Origin of the sequence: Oleisolibacter albus, assembly GCF_003336875.1 — a bacterium.
In the GTDB taxonomy this organism is placed as follows: domain Bacteria; phylum Pseudomonadota; class Alphaproteobacteria; order Azospirillales; family Azospirillaceae; genus Niveispirillum; species Niveispirillum album.
In genome coordinates this window covers 25,341-50,647 of the sequence record NZ_QGNJ01000003.1, presented here as the reverse complement: position 1 = coordinate 50,647, position 25,307 = coordinate 25,341, and the positions used below count along the sequence as shown (strand labels likewise).

The 25,307-nt window shown below is 68.5% G+C and carries 22 protein-coding genes; 9 read left to right on the top strand and 13 right to left on the bottom strand.

Features of this window, described 5'->3' with window-relative positions; genetic code table 11:
- Positions 1 to 61: 61 nt before the first annotated feature.
- Positions 62 to 1,306 (bottom strand): multidrug effflux MFS transporter, encoded by a 1,245-nt coding sequence (locus DK368_RS05205; RefSeq protein WP_114392688.1) that lies wholly within the window; start codon positions 1,304 to 1,306, stop codon positions 62 to 64.
- A gap of 501 nt (positions 1,307 to 1,807) precedes the next feature.
- Here DK368_RS05205 and DK368_RS05200 point away from each other — a divergent pair.
- On the top strand, positions 1,808 to 3,184 hold the full coding sequence (locus tag DK368_RS05200) for a PAS domain-containing protein (RefSeq protein WP_162305874.1): 1,377 nt from the start codon (positions 1,808 to 1,810) through the stop codon (positions 3,182 to 3,184).
- 21 nt (positions 3,185 to 3,205) lie between these two features.
- Here DK368_RS05200 and DK368_RS05195 read toward each other — a convergent pair whose 3' ends face one another.
- Positions 3,206 to 3,865 carry a LysE family translocator gene (locus tag DK368_RS05195; protein ID WP_114392684.1) on the bottom strand — a complete coding sequence of 220 codons (660 nt, stop codon included), beginning with the start codon at positions 3,863 to 3,865 and terminating at the stop codon, positions 3,206 to 3,208.
- Positions 3,866 to 4,227: 362 nt separating this feature from the next.
- On the opposite strand from DK368_RS05195, the gene DK368_RS05190 reads away from it, so the two are divergent.
- Both DK368_RS05190 and DK368_RS05185 read left to right on the top strand, forming a co-directional pair.
- Positions 4,228 to 5,196: a ParA family protein gene (locus DK368_RS05190; RefSeq protein WP_240002346.1), complete on the top strand. Its 969-nt coding sequence runs from the start codon at positions 4,228 to 4,230 to the stop codon at positions 5,194 to 5,196.
- Positions 5,197 to 5,198: 2 nt separating this feature from the next.
- Positions 5,199 to 6,074 (top strand): ParB/RepB/Spo0J family partition protein, encoded by an 876-nt coding sequence (locus DK368_RS05185; protein ID WP_114392680.1) that lies wholly within the window; start codon positions 5,199 to 5,201, stop codon positions 6,072 to 6,074.
- Between the two features lie 43 nt (positions 6,075 to 6,117).
- Here DK368_RS05185 and pstB read toward each other — a convergent pair whose 3' ends face one another.
- The 6 genes from pstB to DK368_RS05155 form a co-directional block, all read right to left on the bottom strand.
- Positions 6,118 to 6,927, bottom strand: a complete 810-nt coding sequence (gene pstB, locus DK368_RS05180; RefSeq protein WP_114393114.1) for a phosphate ABC transporter ATP-binding protein PstB — start codon at positions 6,925 to 6,927, stop codon at positions 6,118 to 6,120.
- Positions 6,928 to 6,929: 2 nt separating this feature from the next.
- A complete protein-coding gene (gene pstA / locus DK368_RS05175; RefSeq protein ID WP_114392678.1) occupies positions 6,930 to 7,781 on the bottom strand; it encodes a phosphate ABC transporter permease PstA in 852 nt (283 codons plus the stop codon).
- 6 nt (positions 7,782 to 7,787) lie between these two features.
- Positions 7,788 to 8,771 (bottom strand): phosphate ABC transporter permease subunit PstC, encoded by a 984-nt coding sequence (gene pstC, locus DK368_RS05170; protein ID WP_240002345.1) that lies wholly within the window; start codon positions 8,769 to 8,771, stop codon positions 7,788 to 7,790.
- 147 nt (positions 8,772 to 8,918) lie between these two features.
- Entirely contained in the window at positions 8,919 to 9,983 is a 1,065-nt protein-coding gene (gene pstS / locus DK368_RS05165) for a phosphate ABC transporter substrate-binding protein PstS (RefSeq protein WP_114392676.1), read from the bottom strand.
- A gap of 398 nt (positions 9,984 to 10,381) precedes the next feature.
- On the bottom strand, positions 10,382 to 11,527 hold the full coding sequence (locus tag DK368_RS05160; protein ID WP_205028052.1) for a cytochrome-c peroxidase: 1,146 nt from the start codon (positions 11,525 to 11,527) through the stop codon (positions 10,382 to 10,384).
- 11 nt (positions 11,528 to 11,538) lie between these two features.
- Positions 11,539 to 14,025: a TonB-dependent receptor plug domain-containing protein gene (locus DK368_RS05155; protein WP_162305873.1), complete on the bottom strand. Its 2,487-nt coding sequence runs from the start codon at positions 14,023 to 14,025 to the stop codon at positions 11,539 to 11,541.
- 259 nt (positions 14,026 to 14,284) lie between these two features.
- Here DK368_RS05155 and DK368_RS05150 point away from each other — a divergent pair, with 259 nt between their 5' ends.
- Entirely contained in the window at positions 14,285 to 15,103 is an 819-nt protein-coding gene (locus tag DK368_RS05150; RefSeq protein ID WP_114392672.1) for an energy transducer TonB, read from the top strand.
- Here the strand turns inward: DK368_RS05150 and DK368_RS05145 are convergent.
- Both DK368_RS05145 and DK368_RS05140 read right to left on the bottom strand, forming a co-directional pair.
- A complete protein-coding gene (locus DK368_RS05145) occupies positions 15,072 to 16,703 on the bottom strand; it encodes a sensor histidine kinase (protein WP_114392670.1) in 1,632 nt (543 codons plus the stop codon). The two genes, DK368_RS05150 and DK368_RS05145, sit on opposite strands and share 32 nt — an antisense overlap.
- A 238-nt stretch (positions 16,704 to 16,941) precedes the next feature.
- Positions 16,942 to 17,340, bottom strand: a complete 399-nt coding sequence (locus DK368_RS05140) for a DUF2934 domain-containing protein (protein WP_114392668.1) — start codon at positions 17,338 to 17,340, stop codon at positions 16,942 to 16,944.
- A 29-nt stretch (positions 17,341 to 17,369) separates the two neighbouring features.
- Between DK368_RS05140 and DK368_RS21255 the strand changes: the two genes are divergently transcribed.
- Positions 17,370 to 17,615, top strand: coding sequence for a hypothetical protein (locus DK368_RS21255; protein WP_155524477.1), 246 nt, complete (start codon positions 17,370 to 17,372; stop codon positions 17,613 to 17,615).
- 95 nt (positions 17,616 to 17,710) lie between these two features.
- Entirely contained in the window at positions 17,711 to 18,361 is a 651-nt protein-coding gene (locus tag DK368_RS05135) for a LuxR C-terminal-related transcriptional regulator (protein WP_114392666.1), read from the top strand.
- Between the two features lie 62 nt (positions 18,362 to 18,423).
- On the opposite strand, the gene DK368_RS05130 is transcribed toward DK368_RS05135, so the two are convergent.
- Entirely contained in the window at positions 18,424 to 18,732 is a 309-nt protein-coding gene (locus DK368_RS05130) for a SemiSWEET family sugar transporter (protein WP_205028051.1), read from the bottom strand.
- Between the two features lie 248 nt (positions 18,733 to 18,980).
- On the opposite strand from DK368_RS05130, the gene DK368_RS05125 reads away from it, so the two are divergent.
- From DK368_RS05125 to DK368_RS05115, 3 genes are all read left to right on the top strand, one after another.
- Positions 18,981 to 20,507, top strand: coding sequence for a ribonuclease J (locus tag DK368_RS05125; protein WP_162305872.1), 1,527 nt, complete (start codon positions 18,981 to 18,983; stop codon positions 20,505 to 20,507).
- A 111-nt stretch (positions 20,508 to 20,618) separates the two neighbouring features.
- Positions 20,619 to 21,983, top strand: a complete 1,365-nt coding sequence (locus DK368_RS05120) for a PQQ-dependent sugar dehydrogenase (protein ID WP_114392661.1) — start codon at positions 20,619 to 20,621, stop codon at positions 21,981 to 21,983.
- A gap of 97 nt (positions 21,984 to 22,080) precedes the next feature.
- Positions 22,081 to 23,301, top strand: coding sequence for a hypothetical protein (locus tag DK368_RS05115; protein WP_114392659.1), 1,221 nt, complete (start codon positions 22,081 to 22,083; stop codon positions 23,299 to 23,301).
- A gap of 7 nt (positions 23,302 to 23,308) precedes the next feature.
- Here the strand turns inward: DK368_RS05115 and DK368_RS22245 are convergent, their stop codons facing one another.
- Positions 23,309 to 24,544 carry a methyl-accepting chemotaxis protein gene (locus DK368_RS22245; RefSeq protein ID WP_275668472.1) on the bottom strand — a complete coding sequence of 412 codons (1,236 nt, stop codon included), beginning with the start codon at positions 24,542 to 24,544 and terminating at the stop codon, positions 23,309 to 23,311.
- A gap of 31 nt (positions 24,545 to 24,575) precedes the next feature.
- Positions 24,576 to 25,100, bottom strand: coding sequence for a PAS domain-containing protein (locus DK368_RS05105; protein WP_114393110.1), 525 nt, complete (start codon positions 25,098 to 25,100; stop codon positions 24,576 to 24,578).
- Between the last annotated feature and the right edge of the window lie 207 nt (positions 25,101 to 25,307).

Genomic DNA, 25,307 nt, shown 5'->3' with positions numbered 1-25,307 from the left:
CCGCCACAATCGAAAAACCAGTGCGCCCCACGCCCGAAGTCCCGCCTGCGGCGCCGTGCCCCTAGCCCCGTGCCGTCCCGTCGGCCGGGGTGTGGAACAGGGCCAGCCGCCAGCGTTCCGTCTGCAACACCGCCAGCAGGGCCGACACCCCGACGGCGGCGAAGCCGACCAGCAGCGGACGCACGGTCCCGTCGAAGGCCTGCCCCACCATCCAGCCCACCAATGCCGCCAGCGCCGAGGTGAAGAAGCCGATGAAGGACGAGGCAGTGCCGGCCACATGCCCCAGCGGCTCCATGGCCAGGGCATTGCAGTTCGGCATGGCCAAGCCGGAGAAGAAGAAGGCGGCGGCCAGCATCAGCACCAGCAGCGGCAGCGGCGGCTGCGCGGGGAAGCCCAGCACCCCGCCAAGCAGCCAGACGCCGAGATAGAGCACCAGCCCCACATGGGAGACGCGACGCATGCCCAGTTGCATCACCAGCCTGGAATTGACCAGCGAGGCCACCCCCATGACCACGGCGACACCGCCGAACATCAGCGGAAACAGCGCCCCCAGATCATAGAGATCGACGAACAGCTGCTGGGCGCTGGAGACATAGGCCAGCACGCCGCCGAACAGGAATCCTGCCGCCACCGTATAGCCCAGGGTGCGGCGGCAGCGCACCACCTCCAGCACGATGCCGGTCAGGCGCGTGGCCGACAGCGGCACCCGCCGCTCGGGCGGATGCGTCTCCGGCAGGCGCAGCGCGGCCCAGACCAGCGTGGCAACCGCCCCCAGCCCCATCAGGGCGAAGATCCAGGGCCAGGGTCCCAGGTGCAGCACCGCACCGCCGACGCTGGGCGCCAGCACCGGCACCACGACGAAGATCATGATGGCGAACGACATCACCCGCGACATCTCCCGTCCGGCATAGCGGTCGCGGACCACGGCCACGGCCAGGACCCGCGGTGCCGAGGCGCCGAGGCCCTGAAGGAAACGCGCCGCCAGCAGCAGCTGGAAACTGGGAGCAAGCGCAGCCAGCAGGGCGGCCACTGCCATCACCACAAGTCCGACGAACAGCACCGGCCGCCGCCCATAGCGATCGGACAGCGGGCCGCTGAGAATCTGCCCGACGGCAAATCCGGCCATGTAAAGGGTGATGATGAGCTGCCGGTCATTGGCCGTGGTGACGCCATAGCTGGCCGCAATGTCCGGCAGTGCCACCAGCATGACATCGATGGACAGAGCCGTCAGGGCGATCATCACCGCGACCAGGGCGACAAACTCGGCAAAGGACGGGGCGCGGGCAGGCGTCGGCGGGGAGGACATCGGAACCTTCGGCAGGGCGGGACGGGAAGGGTGACGGACAGGGCGAACGGGCGGATCAAGGGCGGTCACGGGCACAGGCAGCCGGAATGGAACGCTTCCGGTCTGAACGGGGCTTGCACCCTCATCGGTCCCCGGCCGTGCCGTCAAGGCCATCTGTCACAGGGTACGCCTGCTCGGCAGACAGACAGCGGCCAGGCCAGTCGATCTATCCTTCGGGATTGGTTTTCATCGGAAAATCCAGCGCGCAGGCCGCTCTGAATACACCGGGGACGAAAAACATACTTCCGTACATCTGGTGAAACCGCTGGTTTTCTTCGACGTTACGCCGCGGAGCCGGGAGCGCGTCAATGATGGACGCCATCAGCCGCGCGCGGACAGGTGGGGATAGGCAATGGTCATGGGCTGGCAGAGCGAGAGACGGGACGCGGCGGCATCACCCGCCGACCTGCCCGCTCGGATTCCGCCGCAGCGGCATACAGACCATCCATGATCCGGCAGGCCGTGAACCACTCCGTCCCCAGCAGCCCAACCCCGGTCCCTGCGACCGAGACCGCCGGCGCGTTCGCCGCGGCGCAACGGGCCGCCCAGGTCGCCGTCCTGGAACAGATCGCCGACGCCTTCTATGCCGTCGATGCAAACTGGCGCATTGTTGCAATCAATGCCGCCGCCGAGCCGCATTTCGCGCTGCCGCGCGACGCCATCCTGGGACGGGGGCTGTGGGAGGTGCTGCCGGCCAGCGCCGGCACCTGGTTCGAAAGCTGGCTGACCACGATCATGGCCACGGGCCGGGCCGATCAGCTTGAAACACAGGGCCTGCACAGGCCGGACCGTGTGCTGGAGATCCGGGCCTTTCCGCTGGATCTGGCTCCGGCGGGGCGGGGCCTTGGGGTGCTGCTGACCGACCGGACCGGGATCCGGGAGGCCGAGTGGGCGTCCGCCGAACAACAATCCGTGCTGGATGGACTCTTGGCAGCGCTGGAGGACGGGATCGTCGCCCGCGACCGGTCCGGCCGCGATCTCCTGGCCGGGACAGCGCAGCAGCAGCGGCACGCGGTCAGCGACAGCGATCGGACCCTTGACCGGCAGACCATGGAGAGCGGCCAGACCATCCGCAGCGAAACGGTCGTGACCACGGCCGATGGCGGAAGCAGAATCCTGGAAACCCTGCGTCGCCCGCTGCGGGACCGGCAAGGCCACATCTCCGGCGTTGTCGGCCTGAACCGTGACGTCACACTCCTGCGCCGGTGCAGTGCCCAGCACGAGATCCTGGCCCGCGAGGTCGATCACCGTGTGCGCAACGCCCTGATGGTGGTGCAGACCCTGGTCCGTCTGGCCGACGCCGACACGGTTCCCGTCTACAAGGGCGCCATCGAGGGGCGGATCGCCGCCCTGGCTGCCTGTTACCGCGTCCTGTCCGCCCATGGCTGGGGTCCGGTGCCCTTGGCCGAACTGGCAGCATCCATCCTGCCGGGCAGCGGTGACGGCGATCCCGGCCAGCCGTCCCGTCTGGTGCTGACAGGGGCGTCCACGGTCCTGCTGCAGCCCGAGGGTGCCCAGGCCCTGGGGCTGGCGCTGCACGAGCTGGCCAGCAACGCCCTGCGTCATGGCGCCCTGTCCACGGACGCGGGCAGTGTCGCGCTTGGCTGGACTCTGCATGCCGACGGCCGGGGGACGCTGCGCTGGACCGAGCATGGCGGTCCCGCCCTGTCCCGTGCGCCACTCCGGCGGGGGTTCGGCCTGCTGCTGCTGGAAACGACCATGCATGACCAGTTGGGCGGTGCGCTCCAGCCGCACTGGGCACGATCCGGCCTGGACCTGACGGTGGAGCTGCCCGCCGGGGTGCTGCTGCCCGGGCCGGTGCCGACTCCCCTCTGCTGACACCCCGGGTCGCCGGACGGGTCAGGGATGGCTGGCCAAGGCCAGCAACCCGCCAGCGGCCAGCAGCAGGCTGCCGGTCACCCGGTTCAGCCATGTCATGGCCACCGCACCCGACAGGCGCACGGCCAGCCGGTCGCCGCTGGCGGCATAGGTCATGATCCAGCCGAACTCGATCACCAGCATCGACACCACCAGCACACCAAGCTGCGGCGCCACCGGCCGGGCAGGATCGATGAATTGCGGGAACAGGGCCGCCATGAACACCAGCGCCTTGGGATTGCTGACGGCCACCAGCAGACCGCGCAGCAACAGGCGCACACTGCCGCCCTCCGCCTCCCCAAGGCGCCCCGCGTCAGCGGACGCACCGGGGGTGGGCGCACCGGCGCGGGCACCGTCCGCCGGCGCACGCCAGGCCTGCACGCCCAGCCAGGCCAGATAGGCGACACCGGCCCATTTCAACAGCTGGAACGCCAGGGGCGATGCCGCCAGCACGGCGCCCAGGCCCAGGGCGGACAGCAGCGCCAGACCGGCCAGAGCCAGGCACATGCCAAGACCGGCCCAGGCGGCCCCCCGAAGACCGAAGCGCAGGCCCAGACCCAGGGCCAGCAGCATGTTCGGCCCCGGCGTCATAGACAGGAAGAAACAGGTCACTAGGAACAGGCCGAGGGTATGGGCGGTCATGACTGAATCCCGGACAGGGTGCGCCAGCCCAAGGGAGCATAGCCGCTCGGTCCATCGCAATGCGGACGACCGGTGGGCTGGGTTGCGGCCGGCCATCGCCTATGCCGACCCTGTACCGGAGCCCTGGTGATCCCGTCGGCGCATCGGCCTGTATTGGGCCATGGCGGCCATCAACCCTGGCGTTGACGAGCCTGACGGAACAATGGCCGCCGCCGCGGACGGTCTGACTGCCGGGCCATCCAATCGACTGCCCCATTGCGTCAACCTTGACCAGTTGCGTCAACTCTGCCAGGGTGAGCCCGTGCTTTCGGGGATGCGCCATGGACGGGCAGGAACTTCGGGCGTTCCGCAGCGCGCGGAACATGAACCAGGGACAATTCGCGGACTGGCTCAACAGCCGGTTGGCGCGCAGCTATGACAAGGCGCGGATCAGCCGCTGGGAAGGCAACAAGGAAGCCATCCCCGAGCCGGTGATCGACCTGCTGCGCCGGGAGGAGGCACCGGCGGCCCGTGCGGCCCGTGTCATCGTGCTGGCCAACCAGAAGGGCGGCGTGGGCAAGACCACCACGGCCAGCAATCTGGCCTATGCCCTGGCCCAGGCCGGGCGCAAGGTATTGCTGATCGACTGCGATCCCCAGGCCAGCGCCACGGTGGCGCTGGGATTGCCGGCGCTGGCGCTGTACAAGGCCGGGCAGACGGTGGCCCATGTGGTGCTGTCGGGCACGCCGCTGGCCGACGCCATCACCGCGGGCGAGCATTTCGACGTGGTTGCCTCCCACATCGACCTGGCCAAGGCCGACGGCACGCGCGAAGCCGGGGCCGAGGTGATCCTGCGCGAGGCGCTGGAGCCGGTGCGCGACCGCTATGACGACATCCTGATCGATGCGCCGCCGAACCTGGGCATCGTCACCAGCATGGCCCTGACCGCCGGGGACCGGGTGCTGATCCCGGTGCGGACCGAACCCATCGACGCCATGGGCGTCAACCTGATCCTGGACACCATCCAGAAGGTGCAGCGCCGGCTCAATCCCGGCCTGCGCATCCTGGGCGTGCTGCCGACCCAGTATGTCAAGCGCAAGAGCGTGGACCGGGAAGTGCTGGCCACCCTGATCGATCATCTGGGCGACACAGCACCGGTGCTGGAGCCGGTGGACTACAATGCGGCCTTCGGCAAGGCGGCGCGGGAAGCGCAGCCGGCGCTGCGCATGTTCCCCACCGTGCCCGCCGTCGCCGTCTATGCCCGTCTGGCCCAGGCCCTGGCGGGCAAGGGCACGCTGCCGCGCGCCACGCGGCCCGTGATCGATGTCGCTGCCAGCGACGCGGAGGTTTGAGCATGGCCGCAAAGACCCGCAAGCCGTCGCCGCTGCTGCAGAGCTTCGGCCAGCAGGCGCAGGAGCGCAAGGCCGGCATCATCACCAGCGACAGCCGCTTCAACCACAGTTTCGAGGCGGCGGTCGACCGCATCCACCCCGATCCCAACCAGGCGCGCCGCCGCTTCGACGAGGAGGAGGTGCGCAGCCTGGCCGCCACCATGGCCGACAAGGGCCAGCTGCAGCCGGTGCTTCTGGCCGATGATCCCGAGCGGCACGGCCATTTCGTGCTGGTGGCCGGCGAGCGGCGCTGGCGGGCGGCGCGGCTGCTGGGCTGGGACAGCCTGCTGGCCATCCGCTACGAAGGCGACCGCCGCGTCGCCGCCCTGATCGAGAATCTCCAGCGCGTCGACCTTTCCCCCATCGAGGAGGCGCGCGGACTGCGCCAGCTGATGCGGGACGAGGGGCTGAACCAAGTGCAGGTGGCCGCCGCCCTGGGCAAGGGCAAACGCGACATCAGCGCCACCCTGTCGATCCTGGGGCTGCCGGACACGCTGCTGGACCAGCTTGCGGCGGCCGGCGCTGCGGGCGGCCCGGAGGTTTCCAAGAACCTGCTGGTGGAAGTGGCCACGGCCGCCGAGCCGGTCCAGGCCCGGCTCATCCCGCTGCTGCTGTCCGGCAAGCTGACGGTGCGGGCGGCACGCGAGGCCAAGGCCGGGGCGGATGCGCTGTCACGCCCGGCCACCAAGCCGGCGCCCCGGCTGTCGCCGGCCGCCGTCCAGGGGCTGACGCAGCGGATCGAGGCCATGCGCAGTGCGGCGACCCTGCTGAAACCGCGCGACCGGGAAGGCCTGTCGCGCCTGCGCGACGCCATCGACGCCCTGCTGGGAAAGGGCTGATCCCCGGCGGGCGGTGCGGCGCGGCGCGGCGACGGTCGCCGGGTCAGCCGAAGCGCCCGGTCACATATTCTTCGGTCTTGGGGTTCTGCGGATTGGTGAACAGGGCGTCGGTGCGCCCGAACTCGATCAGCGTGCCCAGATGCAGGAAGGCCGTCCAGGACGACACGCGGGCGGCCTGCTGCATGTTGTGGGTGACGATGGCGATGGTGTAGTCGGCCCGCAGCTCGTCGATCAGCTCTTCCACCTTGGCGGTGCTGATCGGGTCCAGGGCGCTGGCCGGTTCGTCCAGCAGCAGGATGGTCGGCTGCACGGCGATGGCGCGGGCGATGCACAGGCGCTGCTGCTGGCCGCCGGACAGCGACAGGCCGGACTGGCGCAGCTTGTCCTTGACCTCGTCCCACAGGGCGGCGCGGCGCAGCGACTTCTCCACGCGCTCGTCCATCTCGGCCCGCGACAGCTTTTCGTACAGCCGCACACCAAAGGCGATGTTGTCATAGATGGACATCGGGAACGGGGTCGGCTTCTGGAACACCATGCCGATCCTGGCCCGCAGCAGGTTCAGATCCTGCTTGGGGTCCAGGATATTCTGCCCGTCCACCAGCACCTCGCCCTCGGCCCGCTGATGCGGATAGAGGTCGTACATGCGGTTCAACACCCGCAGCAGGGTGGACTTGCCCGACCCAGAGGCGCCGATGAAAGCCGTCACCTGCCGATCATGCAGCGGCAGGCTGACATCATGCAGGGCGTGGAAGCCGCCGTAATAGAAATTGAGATTGCGCACCTCGACCTTGGGCACATCCTGCCCGTCATAGGGGTTCTGCTGGCGCAGCGAAACGGAGGCGTGGGGGCGCATGGTCATGTGCGGTTCCCTTTGTTGCGGGACAGGCTCCGCGCAACGATGTTGACGGCAAGGATGGTGACGGTGATCAGCAGGGCGCCGGACCAGGCCAGGGCCTGCCAGCGCTCATAGGGGCTGAGCGCGAACTGGAAGATGGTCACCGGCAGGTTGGCCATCGGCGCGTTGAGATTGGTGCTCCAGAACTGGTTGTTCAGGGCCGTGAACAGCAGCGGCGCCGTCTCGCCGCTGATGCGGGCGAAGGCCAGCAGCGCGCCGGTGACCAGCCCGGTGCGCGCCGCCCGGTAACTGACCATGGTGATGACGCGCCAGCGCGCAGCGCCCAAAGCGGCGGCGGCCTCGCGCAGACTGTCCGGCACCAGCCGCAGCATGTCCTCGGTGGTGCGCACCACCACGGGCACGACGATGACGGCCAGGGCCACGGCACCGGCCCAGGCCGAGAAATGGCCCATGCGCAGCACCATCAGCTCATAGATGAACAGGCCGATGATGATGCTGGGGGCGCTCAGCAGGATGTCGTTGATGAAACGGATGGTGCCGGCCAGCTTGCCGGCCCGGCCATATTCGGCCAGCCAGGTGCCGGCCAGGATGCCGACGGGCGTGCCGAGCAGCATGGCGATGCCCGTCATCAGGATGCTGCCCATGATCGGGTTCAGCAGACCGCCGCCCTCCGACCCCGGCGGCGGCGTCATCCGGGTGACCAGGTCCAGGGTCAGGCCGGACAGGCCGCGCACCACCAGGGTCGACAGCACCAGCAGCAGGAACAGCAGGCCGATGCCGGCTGCCGCCATGGACAGGGTCAGCGCCAGGCGGTTCACCAGCTTGCGGCGGCGATAGAAGCCGTTGTTCATGGTGTCTTACTTCCCTGCCTTGCGGTCGAGACGCAGCAGCATGGCCTTGGCCAGCGCCAGGACGGAGAAGGTCAGCAGGAACAGCACCAGCCCCAGCCCCACCAGCGACGAGGTGTAGAGCGTGCCGGTGGCCTCGGTGAACTCATTGGCGATGGCGGAGGAGATGGTGGTCCCCGGCGCCATCAGCGAGGTGGAGATGCGGTGGGCGTTGCCGATGACGAAGGTCACGGCCATGGTTTCGCCCAGGGCGCGGCCCAGGGCCAGCATGGCGCCGCCGACCACGCCGACGCGGGTGTAGGGGAAGACCACGTTCCACACCACCTCCCAGGTGGTGCAGCCCAGGCCGTAGGCGCTTTCGCGCAACAGCGGCGGCACGGTCTCGAACACGTCGCGGGTGATGGCGGCGATGAAGGGCAGCACCATGATGCCCAGGATCAGCCCGGCCGTCAGCACGCCGATGCCGTAGGGCGGCCCCTGGAACAGGGCGCCGATCACCGGAACCTGACCCACCGTGTCGATCAGGAAGGGCTGCACGGTGCGCTGCAGGAATGGCGCCAGCACGAACAGGCCCCAGATGCCGTAGATGATGCTGGGAATGCCGGCCAGCAGCTCGATGGCGATGCCGATGGGGCGGCGCAGCGGCGCCGGGCACAGCTCGGTCAGGAACACGGCGATGCCGAACCCGACCGGCAGGGCGAAGGCCATGGCGAAGATCGAGGTGACCAGCGTGCCATAGATGGGCGCCAGGGCGCCGAACTGGTCGGTCACCGGATTCCAGACCTCGGTGGTCAGGAAGGCCGGACCGAAGGCCCGCAGGGCCGGCCAGGCACCGACGGCGATCGACAGGGCGACACCGCCGAGGATGACCAGCACCAGGATGGCCGATCCCATGGTGAAACCATGGAAGGCACGGTCGCGCCGGTTTTCCCGCCCCGCTTGCTGGGCAAACGGATGCGGCACTTGCTGTTCCATCAGGTTCTGCACAGTCACCCGAGCATCCCACAGCCGTGACGCCTGCCCAGACGGGCAGGTCCATCAATGGAAAAAGAGGGGGGCGTCCCCGCCCCCCTCGGCAAGACTGACCCCCTACCCTGTCGGGAGCCGGCCTGTAAAGAGCCAGAGTCGCTGTCGGCGCCCTTACTTGGCGGCGGCCAGCACCGGCTTGCCGCTGGCATCGGTGATCTGCTCGGCCCAGGTCTTGGTGACCATCTTCACCACGGCGTCGGGCATCGGCACATAGTCCAGCTGGTCGGCCATCTGGCCGCCCTTGGCATAGGCCCAGTTGAAGAACTCCAGCGCCTGCTTGGCGGCGGCGGCATCATCCACCTTGGCCGGCATCAGGATGAAGCTGGCGCCGGTGATCGGCCAGCTCTCGGCGCCCGGCTCGTTGGTCAGCACCACGGCGTAACCCGGGGTCCCGGCCCAGTCGGCATTGGCGGCGGCAGCCTGGAAGGTCTTGCTTTCCGGATGCACGATCTTGCCGGCCTGGTTCTTCAGGGCGGCGTAGCCCATCTTGTTCTGCTTGACGTAGGCATACTCGACATAGCCGATGGCGCCGTCGGTCTGCTTCACCATGTTGGCGACGCCTTCATTGCCCTTGGCGCCAATGCCGACCGGCCACTGCACCGAGGTGTTGGCGCCGATCTTGCTCTTGAAGTCCGGGCTGACCTTGGAGAGATAGTCGGTGAACAGGAAGTTGGTGCCCGACCCGTCGGAGCGGTAGACCGCGGCGATGGCGGTGCTGGGCAGGGTCAGGCCCGGATTCAGCGCCTTGATGGCCGGATCGTTCCAGGTCTTGATGTCGCCCATGTAGATCTTGGCCAGGGTCGGGCCGTCCAGCACCAGCTTGCCGGCGTCAACGCCCTTGACGTTGATGGCCGGAACGGCGCCGCCCATGATCATGGGCCACTGAACCAGACCGGCTTCCTTCAGATCCTCGGCCTTCAGCGGCATGTCGGAGGCGCCGAAGGTCACGGTGCGGGCCTTGATCTGCTTGATACCGCCACCGGAACCGATGGACTGGTAATTCAGCCCGATGCCGGTTTCCGACTTATAGGCGTCGGCCCACTTGGCATAGACCGGGTACGGGAAGGTCGCGCCGGCGCCGCTGATTTCGGCAGCCGTGCCCGTGCCGGCAACGCCGACGGCGATGGCGGCCCCCAGCAGCGCACCGCTGAACCAGGCCTTGGACAGGAAGCTCATTGTTCACTCCACGCTTGGAGACGTCGATAGATCGTGCCGGTCACCGTCGGCCGGCGACCGCATGGGTCAAGCGGCGCCACCCTAGTCGGGTTTTGTGACAGTTTTTGTGCAGTCTGGAAAATTTCAGACCTGCCCAGCGGACCAACGCCGATTGCGGCAGAAATGGGGCGGACCCGTCACAAGACTGGTCTGCCTTTCGGCAGAAGGGGACAGATCCGGCGCAGTACCACTGTCGCAACCCTATCACTTCTTTACATCAGGGGACACGAGAGAGCTTCTGCATGACTTTCGTCTTCGCTGCCTCACCCTGTGGCCCGGGATCAGGCGACTCCATGACAGGAGCCGATCTGTCCCGGGATACGGGCCGGCAAGGATGGGGCGCAGCCGGTTGCGGGTGGTTACAGGGTGCGCAGGAAGGCTTCCAGCGCCTCGCGCTCCGGCTTGGTCAGACCCAGCTTGCGCAGCAGCGGCGTTGTGGTCGGGAACAGCGGGTCCCGGGCCTGGGCCGCCGTCGGGCGCGGCCGGGCGCCGCCGGCATTATAGAAATCGACAATGTTCTCCAGTGAAGGAAACAGCCCGTTATGCATGTAGGGGCCGGTGCTGGCGATGCCGCGCAGCGACGGCGTGCGGAAGGCCCCCACATCCTCGGCCTTGCCGGTTACGGCATAGCGGCCGAGATCCTGGCGCTCGCGGCCATAGAAGCTGAGACCGAGATTGTGGAACTTCTCGTCGCTGAACAGCGGGCCGTTGTGGCAGTTGGCGCAGCCGGCCTTGGTCCGGAACAGGTGCAGCCCCTGCAACTCCTGGTCCGACAGGGTCTGCGTCCCCTTGGCCAGGGCCCGGTCCCACTTGCCGGGCCGCGGCTTGATGGTCCGCTCATAGTCGGCCAGGGCCATGGCAATCTGGTCCAGCGTGACCGGTCCCGGACCGAAGATGGCGGCGAAGCGGGCGGGGTAGTCGCCGCTGCCGTTCAACCGCGCCTCGATGTCGGCGGGCTGGCCGTTCATCTCGATCGGGTTGGTCATCGGCCCCTTGGCCTGCTCCTCCAGGCTGGCGGCGCGGCCGTCCCAGAAAAAGCTGCGCCGGTGGGCCACGGCGATCAGCGTGGGGGCATTGCGCGCCCCCCGCTGCCGGTCATGCCCGAAGGAGCTGCGCAGCCCGTCCCCCCAGCCCAGCTCGGGATTGTGGCAGTTGGAACAGGCGATCTGTCCCGATCCCGACAGGATGGGATCATCGAACAGCTGCTTGCCCAGGGCCACCTTCTCCGGCGTCGACGGATTGCCGGCCGGCTCGGCTATGGCCGGCAACGGCCCGAACTCGGTGAAGACGGCCCCGTCCAGCAGGGTGGGCCGCGGCCAGCTCTCCGGCGGGCCGGCATAGAGCCGGCGCAGGTCCGCCATATCCGTCGTGGTGATGTCGGGCATGGCCGCGTCCGGTGCGGCTTTCACCGGCGACGCCTGGGCCGGTGCTGTCTTGTCCGCTGCGGCGGCGCCGGCCCCGGCCAGCAGGGCCAGCCCCAGGCCGGCCATCATCCAGTTACGCATGATCGGCCCCGTCAATAGGTGTAGGTCAGGCCCAGCCACACGGACCGGCCCATCTGATAGGGGTTGGAGGCGCTGGTCTCGGTGTTGGGCAGCGCATCCAGCACGTTGGTGATGCGGGCCTCGGCCGTCAGGCCGCCGAAATCCGTCTCGACCAGCTTGGCCTGGACATTGAGGCCCAGATCCAGCCAGCCCTTGTAATGCCGCTCTTCCCAGACATCATAGGAGACGCCGCCGACGGTGATATTGGCCCCGGAATCCTGGATGCGGTCGAAATCCGCCTTCCAGCGGCCCTGCAGCACCGTGGTGATGCGATCCTCCCACCAGCGTGAGGTCAGGGCCGCATTGATGGTCCAGGGCGTGTTGAAGTCCAGCCGGCGGTTGCGGGCGATGATCTCCGCCTCCGATGTCACCCGGCCATTGAAGTAGATGAAGCTGTCCTCGGCCTCCTGATCGTCGGCCGGGTCGAAATAGGTTTCGGAGTTGCTCTTGGTCTTGGTCCAGGCGGCATTGACGGCAAGGCTGTGGTTGCGCCAGGTGCCGGCCCATTCCGCCGACAGGCCGCGATAGCGGCTGTGGCCGTCATTGCTGACCTTGTAATCCATGAAGTTGCTGGTCTTCCCGGTCACCAGGTCGACATAGGTGACCCTGTCCGCCGTCAGGCTGCGGGTCAGCTCGTCCTCATTGTTGCGCAGGATGCCTTTCAGCCGCAGCGTGCCCCAGGGCAGCGGGGCCGTGAAGGCCGCCGTCAGCTCGTCGGAATAGGGCGTGTCGAGGTCGGCATCGGAGTAGCGGGTCGATTTGGAGTAGCTGTAGAGCGTCCAATTGTCGGAATAGATCTGGTTGCCGCCACTGACCGTGGCCGTGCGCTGGTAGGCATAATTGTCCGGATATTTCTCACGCATGGCATAGCCGAGGAAGCTGCGGCTGTAATAGCGGTTGGCGCCCAGGGTCAGGGTGGTGTCCCAGGGCAGCGCCGTGGCCACGCTGAGGCGCGGGCTGACATCGTGGTTGCCCAGGAAGCTCTCGTAATCATACCGCAGGCCGGCCCGCACCTCGAACCGGTTCCAGGTGACATTGTACTCGCTCCAGGCATTGAAGCTGTCCAGCGCCACGTTGATGTCGTAGGCCTTGTAGATGCTGTACTGCGTCAGCACTGTATCGCCGGTCACGCAGGCGACACTGGTGTTACAGACGATCTTGCTGCCGGTGACACCGCGGCTGTAGGCGTAATTGTCTTCCGGCCGCTCCTTCTCCGCCTCGACCCGCGTATATTCGGCGCCCAGGCGCAGGGTGCCGGCCGTATCGAAGCGATGCGTCCACTGGCCCTTGAGGCTGGTGTCTTCCTGCTGCTGGTTGAGATCACCGAAACCGCCCTGGCTGCAGTTGCTGCTGCTGCAGAAGGAGCCGCGCTGCGACTTGGATGGCCAGGAATAATGGATCGGCGCCCAGTCGCGGTCCATGTCGGACTGGACATAGGACAGCTTCAGCGACCAGTCGTCCTGGCTGCCTGTACGCGCCAGATCGAGATAGGAGGACAGGCCGCCACCATGGGTGCGGGACGTGTCATCGATGCGGTTGTTGGACGAAAATTCGCTGGTGTAGGGGCTGTAGGTCACCTGTGCCGTCAGCAGCAGATCCTCGCGCAGATCGTGTTCGGCCTTCACCAGCAGATTGTCGCTGGTGCTCATGCGCGGCGAGGCCCCGCCGCCATAGGTCGCGGCCTTGTAATAGGTCACCTCGGACCGGCTGCGGTTGGCGCCGACCAGCACGCGGGTCCGGTCGGTCAGCGGCATGTTCAGCGTGCTGCCGAAGCGGAATTTCTGAAAATCCACCTTCTTGGGGAGATCGTCGCCGAAGGCCGCCTTGTCGGCCTTGCTGACGCGGAAATGCACCATCCCGTCGCTGGTGTAATTGCCGGTGGCCGTGGCCGCCCAGCGCGCCTCCGGCCGCTTGGTCTGCACATCGACCACGCCGCCGGTGAAGCCGCCATATTCGGCGCCGATGTTGCTGTCCTCGACGGTGATGCTGCCGATCAGGGCCGGATCGACCCAGATGCTCTGGGCGTGAGCCCCGGCAACCTCGTTCCAGCTGGCGGGATTCGATGCGTTGGAACTGGCGGCGTCGAAGCGCGAATTGGCCCCGACCCCGTCGATGGAGAAATAATTGTCATAGAAGCGGCCGCCCGAGATCGAGATGTCGGAGGGGCGCAGATCCTGGATGTCGGTGGGATCGGTGCTGTACTGGCTGCGGCTGAACTGCACATGCGGCAGGACCTTCAGCAGCTCCATGGCGTCGCCATTGCCGGTCTGGCGCGCCTGCACCGAATCCTGGCTGATGACCGAGCGGCCGGTGGCCACGGTATCGTTGCTGCTGTAGGCGGGCGCCGGGGCCGCGGCGCTTTCCTCCACGGTGATGGTCGGACGCGGGTCCTGGCCTCCCGCGCTCTGGGCCGCGGCTCCACCGGTCAGCAGCGCCAGCACGGAAACGCCGACCAACATACGGCTGCGTGCGCAACCGGCTCCCCCCAACTGCATTCCTGCTCCCCTTGCGTTCAGATTGTCTTGGCAGTGGCTGCATCCACCGCCTCCGAATGGGGAAGGCTGTGTAATGCAATTGCGACTAATGTGCAATTGCGACTAAACTGTTCGCAGGTCGCGATCGTCGCAGCCCTGCGCTGCGCCGACCGAAGCGGCCCGTTGAACGGAGTGTCCTGGGGTGAATGCCCGTCCTCAACCTGTTGCGGTTCCCTCCGCGGTCATGGACCGGCCGCGTCGGCCCCCGGCCCGGGCCAAGCTGCGGCTCTTGCCGAAGCCGCTGTGGCGGCTGCGCCGAACGGCGCCGCGCCTGGGGTTCGCCGGCCAGCGCCCCCTGTCGCTGGCGCTGGTGATCGCTGCCCACCTGACCCTGGCCGTTCTGCTGCTGTCCCCCCTGGCCGCCAGCTGGACCCCGGCCGTGCAGCACCGGGGCGATGGCTCGCGCGGAGCCAGCCGGGGCGCCCTGATGTTGCTGCCGCTGTCCGCCGTCCCGACACCACGCCCTGTTTCCGAGTCGCCGGCCCGCCTGCACCTGCCCCTGCCGGACCCGGTGCGTCCGCCGCCGCTGACCCAGATCCGCTGGCGGGTGGCGGCGCAGGCGCCGCCGGAACGGGCAGCGCCCCCGTCCGCCCTGGCCTCCGTCGCCGCGGAGGCTGGCAACCAGGGCGACGCCGGCAGCAGCCTGGACCGGGTCCACACCGATACCGGCCGCTCGGGCAACCAGGGCGGCGGCGTGGTGCAGCCCGCCTCCTACGAGGCCGAGATCCTGGCCTGGATCAACCGCCACAAGCGCTATCCCCGCGATGCCGTGCGCGACCGGATCGAGGGCGTGGTCGGCATCGCGCTGGAGCTGGACCCCTGGGGCCGGCTGCTGCGGGTGGAGCTGCTGGCCAGTTCCGGCAGCGACAGTCTGGACCGGGCCGCCCTGCAGCAGGTCCGCGACGCCGCACCGTTCCCCCGGCCGGATGCGCCCGACTGGCAGCGCAAGCGCATCGCGCTGAACATCGCCTTCACGCTTCGGGAGCTGGAGAGGACGCCGTAACCACGGGGCTGCCATCGCGCGCCGGCGCGTCGGACACCGGCGGCAGGCTGACAGGCAGGGTGATGGTGAAGCAGGTGCCTTGCCCCGGACGGCTGTCCAGGTCGATATCGCCCCCCAGGGCGCCAGTCACCAACGTATGGACGATATGCAGTCCCAGCCCGGTCCCGCCGGCATCGCGCCGTGTGGTGAAGAAGGGGTCGAACACCCGGCTCTTCACGTCCGGTGTCATACCGGTGCCGTTGTCCTCCACCACCAGCTGAATGCGATCGCCGGGACCCGCCCGCACACCGACGATGATCTCCGGCTCCTCGATCCCGGCAAAGGCGTGGAACACCGCGTTCTGCACCAGATTGACCAGCACCTGGGCCAAGGCCCCGGCGCGGGTGGTGATGGGGAAAGCCCCGCCCACATCCAGGGTCAGCCGGACCCGTGCCCCCTGCAGCAGCGGTTCCAGACTGAGCAGCACGTCGCCGACATAGGCCCCCAGCTCCAGCCGGCGCACCGCATCACTGCTCTGATCGGCCGCCACCTGCTTGAAGCTGCGTACCAGGTTGCCGGCCCGTTCCAGATTCCGCACCAGCAGGGCGAAGCCTTCCCGCATGCCGGCCAGATGCGCCTCCAGCTGGTCAAGACGCAATGTGCGCTCCTTCAGGGCGCGTTCGACAGCCAGTTCCTGCCCGGCCAGCTGGGTCGCCATGGTCAGGGCGATGCCCAGCGGCGTGTTGATCTCGTGCGCAACGCCGGCCACCAGCTGCCCCAGGCTGGCCAGCTTCTCCTGCTGCACCACCCGCGCCCGCGTGTCCCGCAGGGAGGTCAACGTCGCCTGCAGCTGCGCGTTGGCAGCGGTCAGGTCGGCCGCGCGGCGGCGGGCTTCGGTCGCCAGCAACAGGCGGTCATGATCGTTGCGCCGCACCGCCTCGAGCGCCAGCGTCGTGGCCAGCTGGTGTCGGGTGGCATAGAGCAGGAAGACGAAGCAGGCGATTCCGGTGGCAATCGTGGCCGTCGCCCCATAGGCGACGCCGGCCAGCATGCAACTGCCGAGAACGGGATAGGACAGGGCGGTGAAGGCCGGACTGTAGGCCGACAGGGTCATGGCCGCCGATCCGCAGACCCCGAACAGGATACAGATCACGAACATGAAGACCAGCGGATCGGCCGTGACACCGGGCAACCAGGGCACGGGCAGATGGACCAGGGCCAGACCGGCAGCCACGGCCAGCATCCGCCGGCCCCAGGCCCGGGCCGAGCGCCCGGGATTCACCGGCCCGCTGACGCCCGGCACCAGCAGGGTGCGGCAGAACACGACAGCCAGAGCGAAACCGAACCAGCCCAGAAGCCAGGGGCGCGGCACCTGGGTCCAGAGCACGGCCAGCAACAGCAACAGCGCACACAGATTGCCGAAGGCGGCGCTGCCCTGGATACGGGCCATGGCACGGATCGGCTCGATGGGCCGGGCATTGATGTCCAGTTCCAGGATCAAGCGTCGGCGCAGCCGGAGCGCCAGGCCCGGAGTCCGCTGCCGCGACGGATTCTGTCCGTGATCCTGATCCACGCGGCTGTCCCGGGCAGCCTGGGAATGGGTCTCCGGCTCTGACGTCATCGGCGCTCCCGGTGGGCACAGTTATGGCGGCCCGCGTGACCGCACCTTTCCAGACGTGGTAGTCGCCGGCCGGCCTACACGCAATACGGATCATGTCCGGCGCGCAGCACCACCGGCACGGCCAAAACCGTACCGGGGATGGCAACACCGGCTGTCGGGACACATTGATCGGAACGGACGACCGTGCCGGACTGACTGTGTCCGGAACGCGGATCGTCGAGGCGGCGGGCGCCGAGGCTCAGGCGGCGACGCTGTCCACGTCGCGCCGCGTCCGCACCAGCGTCTCGGCCCGCAGCCAATGCTCCATGCTGGCGCCATGGGGCCGCCCTTCCTCCAGCCAGATGAAATAGGCCTGCAGCGCGATCTCGTCGCTGAGATCCGCAGGCTGCTCCGGTGCGGCGGCGGCGGCCTCCGCCGCGGCGGGGGAAGTCCGCTTGGCCGCGGCCTTAGCCGGGGTCTTTGCGGCCGGTTCCGCCTTTTCGCCCTTGGCCTTCCGCGATGCGCCGGCCTTTCCCGGCGGAACGGACGCCGCTGCCTGGACCTCGGCGCTCGGCGCGGCAGCCGCTTTCGGCTTGCGCCGGGCAGGCTTCACGGGTTCGACGGTCGGCTCAGCCGGGCTTTCGGTGGTGATCGCCATTACATCCTCCGCGACAGGTCAGTGGGGGCATGAACAATTCACGCCACCGAACGACTCCCGACATTGATCCAGAGCAATTCGCCGACCCAAGCCTGTCCCGGCAGGGACGCACGGGCGGCACCATCCGCGACCGGAGGCGACAGCCCCTCTCGACCAGCAACAGTCCTGATGGAAAAGGTATTCACGTCAATCTTTCGGTACTTTCCCAGGGCGTTATTTTCACAGGCGGTAATCGGATCGAACCCATCTGTGACAAAGATGGGGTGATGTTGTGAGAAAGCGGGGGGGATGGTTAACGATACCTTTACGGCCACCTGAAAGATAGGCAACGTCTCCGCCACGCACTCGACCAATCGCATTGGAGATCGACATGAATTCTACCCCCGTCGTCGTTGCCGACTCGAACCGCCTGTTCCGTCAGGGTCTGGCCACACTGCTGGCGGAGCACGGCTTCACGGTCGTGGCGGGTGCGGCCACCGCTTCGGAGTTGAAGGGCCAGGGCAGCGAGGCCCGCGTGGTGCTGTTCGACGTTCGTGATGGTGTCGCCGCGGCGGTGGCCGCCCTGCGGGAAGCCTGCCCGCAAGCCCGCATCATCATGCTGAGCGAGGGGACCGAGCCGCGGCGTCTGGCCGAGGCGCTGCAGGCCGGCGTCGATGGTTGCCTGCTGAAGGACAGCGACCCCGCCATCCTGGCCGAGTTCCTGCGCCTGGCCCTGATGGGGGAGAAGGTGTTCCCCAGCGCCATCGCCACGCTGCTGATGTCGGGCGGCGCCAGCACCGCCCCGACCCAGGCCGCCGGGCACAAGGGGCTGTCCCAGCGCGAGATGCAGATCCTGCGCTGCCTGGTCCGCGGCGACAGCAACAAGATGATCGCCAACCAGCTGGGCATCACCGAGGCGACCGTGAAGGTCCACCTCAAGAGCCTGCTGCGCAAGATCAACGCCTCCAACCGCACCCAAGCCGCCATCTGGGCCATGAACAACGGCTTGGCCGAAGAAGGCCTGGCGGCCAAGGCCGCCTGACTGGGAAAGCGGGTGCGGATCACCGCACCCGCCCCGGAAGGGGGCTGTAAGCCCGCGGACGGTCACATCCTGGCGGCTGCCCCATCCGCCGGACACGCGCGCGTCCGCCGCCGCGACCGCAGCGTCAGCACCAGGATGGTGCCGCTCAGCAGAAAATTGACACTGTTGAACAGAACCACCGGCAGGCTGGCAATCAGCAGGCCATAGCCGACCCACAGCGCGAAGGCCGAGACGGTCACGGCGTAGCCCCGGCTGGAAATGGCGCTGCAATCGCCGGAGCGCCACAGCTTCAGCACCTGTGGCACGAACCCGGAGCTGCCCAGCGCGCCGGCAACCAGACCCACCGCTGTCGCCATCCAATCCTGTTCCATGGACCCTGCTCCCGCTCGTCACGCAATCCGGCAACAGGCCGGGCTGACCGGTCCTCCGCACACAGCTCTGCTGCCGGCCAGCGGCAACAGGGGACCGCGTGCGGCCGTTCCCGGAGAGCCCGTCCAGCGGCGTTCCGACCCGGCCGGACCTTTTGCGGCGCAGCAGGTGTCCTTGCGCGGCGCAGCAGGCGGCCATGCCGCAGTGTCGGTTGACAGGCCGGGGGGCCGGCCTCATCTTCCCGGTACAGATGAAGCAAGAAAATGATCGTGTTCCCGCCGGGAGCACCGCCGCCCAGACTTCCGTTGTCCGGAACGGGGCGGACCATCGCGACGGTATCGTCGTCCCCTTCCACCGCTATACCGACTTCGGCAGCCGCTGGCCCGTGCCCAGCGCCGAGGAAGTGCTGGTCGTGCCGTTGGGCGGCCTGGGCCGCATCGGCATGAACTGGACCCTGTACGGCCATGCCGGACAATGGCTGCTGGTCGATGCCGGCATCGCCTTCCCGCCGGAGGATCTGGACGAGGTGGACAGCATCGTCCCCGATCCGGCCTTCCTGCGGCCCATCCGCGACCGCCTGGTCGGGCTGGTGGTGACCCACGCCCATGAAGACCATATCGGCGGCATCGACAAGCTGTGGCCGCTGGCGCTGAACTGCCCCATCTGGGCCACGCCCTTCGCCACCGGCATCCTGACCCGCCGGCTGGAAGAAGCCGGATCGCTGGCCCAGGTCACGCTGCACACCTATCCCGTGGGCGGTGCCTTCGATGTGGGGCCGTTCCACATCCGCTCGGTGCGCATGACCCACTCCATCCCGGAGCCCGTGGCCCTGGCCATCGGCACGGCGGCGGGCACGGTGCTGCACAGCGGCGACTGGAAGTTCGATCCCGAGCCGCTGATCGGCGAGGCCACCGATTTCGACATGCTGCGCCGGCTGGGTGACGAGGGCGTGCTGGCCATGCTCTGCGACAGCACCAACGCCCACAAGGAGCTGCCGATCACCTCGGAGGCCCAGGTGCGCGCCGCCTTCCAGCGGTTGTTCGCCACGCGCAAGGGCCAGATCGCCATCTGCTGCTTCTCCACCAATGTGGCACGCATGGCCTCGGCCGCCCTGGCCGCCCACGGGACTGGCCGCCACATCGCCCTGGCCGGCCGCTCCATGCGCGCCAACGAGGAGACGGCGCGCACGCTGGGCCTGCTGGACGGCGTTCCGGAATTCCTGGCCGAACCCTCACACCTGAAGGGGCTGGACCGTCGTCAGGTGGCCCTGGTCTGCACCGGCGGCCAGGGGGAGGAGCGGGCCGCACTGGCCCGGCTGGCCAAGGGCGACTGGCGCCTGCCCGCCTTCGGCCCCGGCGACACCGTGGTGCTGTCCGCCCGCGTCATCCCCGGCAACGAGGCGGCGGTGGAAGCCGTCGTCTCCAAGCTGCGGGCGCGCGGGGTCGAGATCATCATGGGCACCGATCTGGTCGACGGGCTGCCGGTGCATGTCTCCGGCCATCCCGGCGCCAACGAGCTGCGCCAGCTCTACGAACTGGTCCGCCCGCGCTTCGCCATGCCGGTCCACGGCACCGAGATGCATCTGGAAGCCCATGCCCGGCTGGCCCGCGGCTGCGGGGTCCAGGCCGCCATCGTTTCGGAGGAAGCGGAACTCATCCGCCTGGCCCCCTGCGGCGCCCGCGTCATGGGCCGGGTCGATGCGCCGCTGCTGCATCTGGAAAAGGACGAACGCGGCAACCGCGTCCCCTACCGCCCCGCCGCCGCCATCGCCGGCTGACCAGAGGACGGGGGCGGACCTTTTCCCACGCGGATCAACCGCATCCCGGGGAACCCCCGTCCCCCTCCCGGCGTTGCCGCTGGCAGTTGCCCATGACCTCAGGGACCTGCCATGCGTGCGAGATTTCTGCTGGCGGCTTTGTTGCCGATGGCCCTGGCCGCCTGCGGTGACGAAGCCCAGCTTCCCGTCGCCGCGGGCAGCGGCCCCAGCCCGCAGCTGCCGGCGCCGGCTGAAAGCCTGATCCCCACCGTCAACATCGCCCCGGCCAAGGGCTGGCCCCAAGGGGGCAAGCCTGTCGCAGCCGAGGGCGTGCAGGTCATCGCCTTCGCCGAGGGGCTGGACCATCCGCGCTGGCTGCATGTGCTGCCCAATGGCGATGTGCTGGTGGCGGAGAGCAACGCCCCGGCCACGGACAAGCCCTTCAGCCTCCGTGGCTGGGTCATGGACCGGGTCATGAGCGAGGCCGGCGCCCGCACCCCCAGCGCCGACCGTATCACCCTGTTGCGCGATGCCGACGGCGACGGCGTGGCCGAGATCAGGACGCCGTTCCTGGAAAAACTGCATTCCCCCTTCGGCATGGCCCTGGTGGGCGACAGGCTCTATGTCGCCAACGCCGACGCGCTGGTGCGCTTCCCCTACCAGCCGGGCCAGACCCGGATCGCAGCGCCGGCGGAGACGGTGGTGGATCTGCCGGCAGGCCTCAACCACCACTGGACCAAGAACGTCATCGCCAGCCCCGACGGCCGCCGCCTGTATGTCACCGTCGGCTCCAACAGCAATGTGGGCGAGAACGGGCTGGAGATCGAGGACGGCCGCGCCGCCATCTGGGAGGTGGACCCGGCCAGCGGCAGCCACCGCCTGTTCGCCACGGGCCTGCGCAATCCCAACGGCCTGGACTGGGAGCCCGCGACCGGTGCCCTGTGGACGGCCGTGAACGAGCGGGACGAGATCGGCAGCGATCTGGTTCCGGACTACATGACAATGGTGCGGGACGGCGGCTTCTATGGCTGGCCCTACAGCTATTACGGCCAGCATGTGGACGAGCGGGTCGCGCCACAGCGGCCCGACCTGGTGGCCAAGGCCATCGTGCCGGATTATGCGCTGGGGCCGCATACGGCCTCGCTCGGCCTTGCCTTCGCCCGCGGGGACGCCCTGACCGGCCGCTTCGGCGCGGGTGTGTTCATCGGCCAGCATGGCTCCTGGAACCGCGACCCGCCCAGCGGCTACAAGGTGGTGTTCGTGCCCTTCCGCAACGGCCGCCCTGACGGCCTGCCGCAGGATGTGCTGACCGGCTTCCTGGACGCCGACGGCAACGCCCTCGGCCGGCCGGTCGGCGTGGCGGTCGATGGCGGCGGCGCGCTGCTGGTGGCCGACGATGTGGGCAACAGGATCTGGCGCCTGATCCCGTCCGGCGCCCCGGCCACGGCCACGGCTCCACCTGGACCCGGCGCGGCCGACACTGCCGGCCCCGATTGAAGACGCATCTTTCCGCGCCACCGATCAGCTTTGCATGGCATTTCATCAACTTTACATCTATATCGTTTGGATAGTTGAGTGAGCGCGGGGGCATGGCATGGCGGCGATCCCGCCAGTGGCACCGGAGGAGATACCGGCACTTCAGGATGCGGCGCTGCGCCAGCGCCTGCGGGTCCTGCTGCTGGCCTCACCCACCGTGACCGGCGGCAGCCTGCAACTGATCGGGCTGGAGGCCCTGCGCGCCCGCGTCGGCCCCCGGTGGGACCGGGTGAGGGACCGGGTCCTGCTGCTGGCCGAGCGTCTGCTGCACCAGCATCTCAGCCCACATGATGTCTGGCTTCAGGTCGGGCCCGACCGCTTCCTGGTCCTCTTCGCCGATGGCAGCCGGGCCGAAGCCGTCTGCGCCCGTCTGGTGGCCCAGTTGCAGGAGATGCTGCTGGGCAGCGAGGAGACCCGGGATATCGGCGTTCAGGCCCGGCTGGGCCAGGTGGACGGGCGGCAGGGCGCGGAGGGCGAGTCCTTGCACGCCCTGCTGCGGCAGACCGGCGCTCCGACCCCGCCTCCACCGCGGCCGGACCCGCTGGCGTCGGTGCATCTGGCCTTCCGCCCGGTCTGGGATGCCCGGCACCAGGTCGTATCGATCTATCTGGCCCGGCCCTGGCGTGATCGCGAGGACGGGCACCGCCTCTGGGGCCATGAAACCGCGGAGCATTGGGGTGATCCGCACAGCATCCTGGCCCTGGATCTGGCCATGCTGGACCGTGCGCTGGAGCAGTTGCAGGATCTGTATAACAACCGCTTCCGCTGTCTTCTGTCGCTGCCGCTGCATTTCGAAAGCCTGGCCGTCCTGGCCCGGCGGCGGCAGGTCCATGCCCTGTTGCGGGCCGTGCCGCCGCACCTGCAATCGCTGCTGATCTTCCATCTGGCTGGACTGCCCAGCGGCATTCCCGTGGGGCGTCTGACCGAGCTGGCCTATGCCGTCCGGCCCTTCTGCCGGGCGGTCATGGCCCTGCAGGATCTGGGGGCCGGCGATCTGCCGACCTATGCCGCCGCCGGGCTGCAGGGGGCCGGGACGCGGCTGTCGCCGCGCGCCGATCCGGACCGGGCCTTCCGCGATCTGCAGAAATTCGGCCATCAGGCCCGCAAACTGCGGCTGGACGCCTTTGTCGAAGGCATCGACAGGCGCCCCCTCTGCCTGGAGGCGGAAAAGGCGGACATCGGCTACCTGGCCGGTGACCTGATCGGCGGCTGGCGCGACACGCCGGAACATATGCGCCGCTTCAGCCGGGACGAGGTGCTGTCCGGCCTGCTGACCTGAGGCCGGATCAGACCACCCGGCGCAACTCGCCCAGGAACCCGTGCAGGGCGCTGCCCAATTGCTGCGCCTGCCCTGACAGCGATCCCGCCGCCCCCAGCACCTGCTGTGCCGCTGCACCGGCGCCCGCCGCTGCCGTGCGCACCGTATCGATACGGCCCGACACCTCGGCCGTGCCGGTGGCGGCCTGATCCACATTGCGCGCGATCTCGCCGGTGGCGGCAGCCTGCTCCTCGACCGCGGCGGCGATGGTGGCCATGGTGCTGTCGATCCGCCCCACCACACTGCCGACGGCCTGGATGGCCGCCATGGCGTCGCCGGTGGCCTGCTGGATGGCCATGACCTGGAGACCGATCTCCTCGGTGGCCTGGGCCGTCTGGTTGGCCAGCGCCTTGACCTCCGAGGCCACCACGGCGAAGCCCTTTCCCGCCTCCCCGGCCCGTGCCGCCTCGATGGTGGCGTTCAGCGCCAACAGGTTCGTCTGTTCGGCAATGGCGCGGATCAGGGACACCACCTCGCCGATGCGGCCGGCCGCCTGGGCCAGCTTGCGCACATCCCCGTCGGTGGCGGCGGCCTGGTCCGCGGCCTCGCGCGTTACCGTGGTCGAGCGGTTGACCTCCATGGCGATTTCGGTGATCGAGGCCGACAGCTGCCGCGCCGCCGCCGCCACCGTCTGCACATTGGCGCTGGCCTGATCGGAGGCGGCGGCCACGGCCGCGGCCTGCCGTGTCGACTCCCCGGCAACGCCGTCCATCGATGTCGCCGCGGCCTGCAACTGGCCGGCAGCCCGCTCCACGGCTCCCATCACCTCGGCCAGCGATTGCTGGAACCGGTCGGTGACGCCGCGGAAGCCGCTGATGCGCCCCCCCATGGCCGTCGTGGCCCCGTTGATGGCCCGGGCCGAACGCAGGAAGCCGCCCTGCATGCCCTGCTCGATGATGCGGCGGTGGTAGCGCTGCTCGCTGACGGCTTCCAGTGAGGCCTGGGCCTCGCGCACGAAGGCGTCGGTCCGGTCGGCGAAGTCGTTGACCGCGTGCAGCAGGCCGCCCACCGGCCCCCTGTCGTCGATGCCGATGATGCGGGCCTCGAAATCACCCTGTTGCAGGGCCACCAGGGCCGTCGTCGCCCGATCGAGATCCCGCCGCAGCCGCCGCACCACCAGCACGCTGACAGCACCGGTCAGGCCCGCGGCGAGGGCGGCAACGGCCGCCGCCGGGGTGCCGATGGCCAGAACGGCCGCAACCAACCCGAATCCGAGCCCCAGCCAGCTCGCGGCTTCAAGCCTGAAGAGAGAAGATGAAGCGGTCATAATCCATCCCCTGCGCCTGCAAGCGCTGCTCCAGCAGCGCCTGCGCCGCTTCGATGCCCTTGGCGCGCGACACCGCCTGACATTCCGTGTTCAGCAATGTGCGGTACAGGGGCACCATGGTTTCTTCGATGATGCGCCGGTCCGGCCGACGCCGGTTGGAATGGAAACCGGCAATCTGCCCATCCGCCGCCAGCGTCGGCGTCACATGGGCAAAGACCCAGTAGTGGTCGCCATTGGCGGCGCGGTTCAACACATAGGCGAAGATTTCCCGGCCGGCCTGAACCGTGGTCCAAAGCAGGCGGAAGATGCAGGCCGGCATGTCTGGATGGCGAATGATGTTATGCGGCGCGCCAATCGCGGCGGACTCATTCAGATCCGATATATTGAGGAAGATGTCATTGGCGTAGGTGATGCGGCCGGAACAATCGGTCTTGGTGACAATGACGTCGTTCTCTTCGAAGAATCGTTCCCTGCCTGTCATTGCTTTTGACATCACGCCCATCCCGGTCGGTGAACCTTGCGTTCCTCCAGCCCCGGATCTCTGTGGATCTTCAGGACGCCGATCAGATATCGTCAATCCATTCATATGTCCATTGATTTGGATAGGTCATAGTCCCGGCGGCCAACGATCCGGCAGCCGACAGTGCGGCCGGCAACGGCTCGGCATCGGCGCACTGGATCATCGATGCTGGCAGCACCG

Excerpts from the sequence above, each read along its gene's own strand:
- DK368_RS05205 (WP_114392688.1), bottom strand. The coding sequence starts at position 1,306 with ATGTCCTCCCCGCCGACGCCTGCCCGCGCCCCGTCCTTTGCCGAGTTT.
- DK368_RS05195 (WP_114392684.1), bottom strand. The coding sequence starts at position 3,865 with ATGACCGCCCATACCCTCGGCCTGTTCCTAGTGACCTGTTTCTTCCTG.
- DK368_RS05190 (WP_240002346.1), top strand. The coding sequence starts at position 4,228 with ATGAACCAGGGACAATTCGCGGACTGGCTCAACAGCCGGTTGGCGCGC.
- DK368_RS05185 (WP_114392680.1), top strand. The coding sequence starts at position 5,199 with ATGGCCGCAAAGACCCGCAAGCCGTCGCCGCTGCTGCAGAGCTTCGGC.
- pstB (WP_114393114.1), bottom strand. The coding sequence starts at position 6,927 with ATGCGCCCCCACGCCTCCGTTTCGCTGCGCCAGCAGAACCCCTATGAC.
- pstA (WP_114392678.1), bottom strand. The coding sequence starts at position 7,781 with ATGAACAACGGCTTCTATCGCCGCCGCAAGCTGGTGAACCGCCTGGCG.
- pstS (WP_114392676.1), bottom strand. The coding sequence starts at position 9,983 with ATGAGCTTCCTGTCCAAGGCCTGGTTCAGCGGTGCGCTGCTGGGGGCC.
- DK368_RS05160 (WP_205028052.1), bottom strand. The coding sequence starts at position 11,527 with ATGCGTAACTGGATGATGGCCGGCCTGGGGCTGGCCCTGCTGGCCGGG.
- DK368_RS05155 (WP_162305873.1), bottom strand. The coding sequence starts at position 14,025 with ATGTTGGTCGGCGTTTCCGTGCTGGCGCTGCTGACCGGTGGAGCCGCG.
- DK368_RS05150 (WP_114392672.1), top strand. The coding sequence starts at position 14,285 with ATGGACCGGCCGCGTCGGCCCCCGGCCCGGGCCAAGCTGCGGCTCTTG.
- DK368_RS05145 (WP_114392670.1), bottom strand. The coding sequence starts at position 16,703 with ATGACGTCAGAGCCGGAGACCCATTCCCAGGCTGCCCGGGACAGCCGC.
- DK368_RS05140 (WP_114392668.1), bottom strand. The coding sequence starts at position 17,340 with ATGGCGATCACCACCGAAAGCCCGGCTGAGCCGACCGTCGAACCCGTG.
- DK368_RS21255 (WP_155524477.1), top strand. The coding sequence starts at position 17,370 with ATGAACAATTCACGCCACCGAACGACTCCCGACATTGATCCAGAGCAA.
- DK368_RS05135 (WP_114392666.1), top strand. The coding sequence starts at position 17,711 with ATGAATTCTACCCCCGTCGTCGTTGCCGACTCGAACCGCCTGTTCCGT.
- DK368_RS05130 (WP_205028051.1), bottom strand. The coding sequence starts at position 18,732 with ATGGAACAGGATTGGATGGCGACAGCGGTGGGTCTGGTTGCCGGCGCG.
- DK368_RS05125 (WP_162305872.1), top strand. The coding sequence starts at position 18,981 with ATGAAGCAAGAAAATGATCGTGTTCCCGCCGGGAGCACCGCCGCCCAG.
- DK368_RS05120 (WP_114392661.1), top strand. The coding sequence starts at position 20,619 with ATGCGTGCGAGATTTCTGCTGGCGGCTTTGTTGCCGATGGCCCTGGCC.
- DK368_RS05115 (WP_114392659.1), top strand. The coding sequence starts at position 22,081 with ATGGCGGCGATCCCGCCAGTGGCACCGGAGGAGATACCGGCACTTCAG.
- DK368_RS05105 (WP_114393110.1), bottom strand. The coding sequence starts at position 25,100 with ATGTCAAAAGCAATGACAGGCAGGGAACGATTCTTCGAAGAGAACGAC.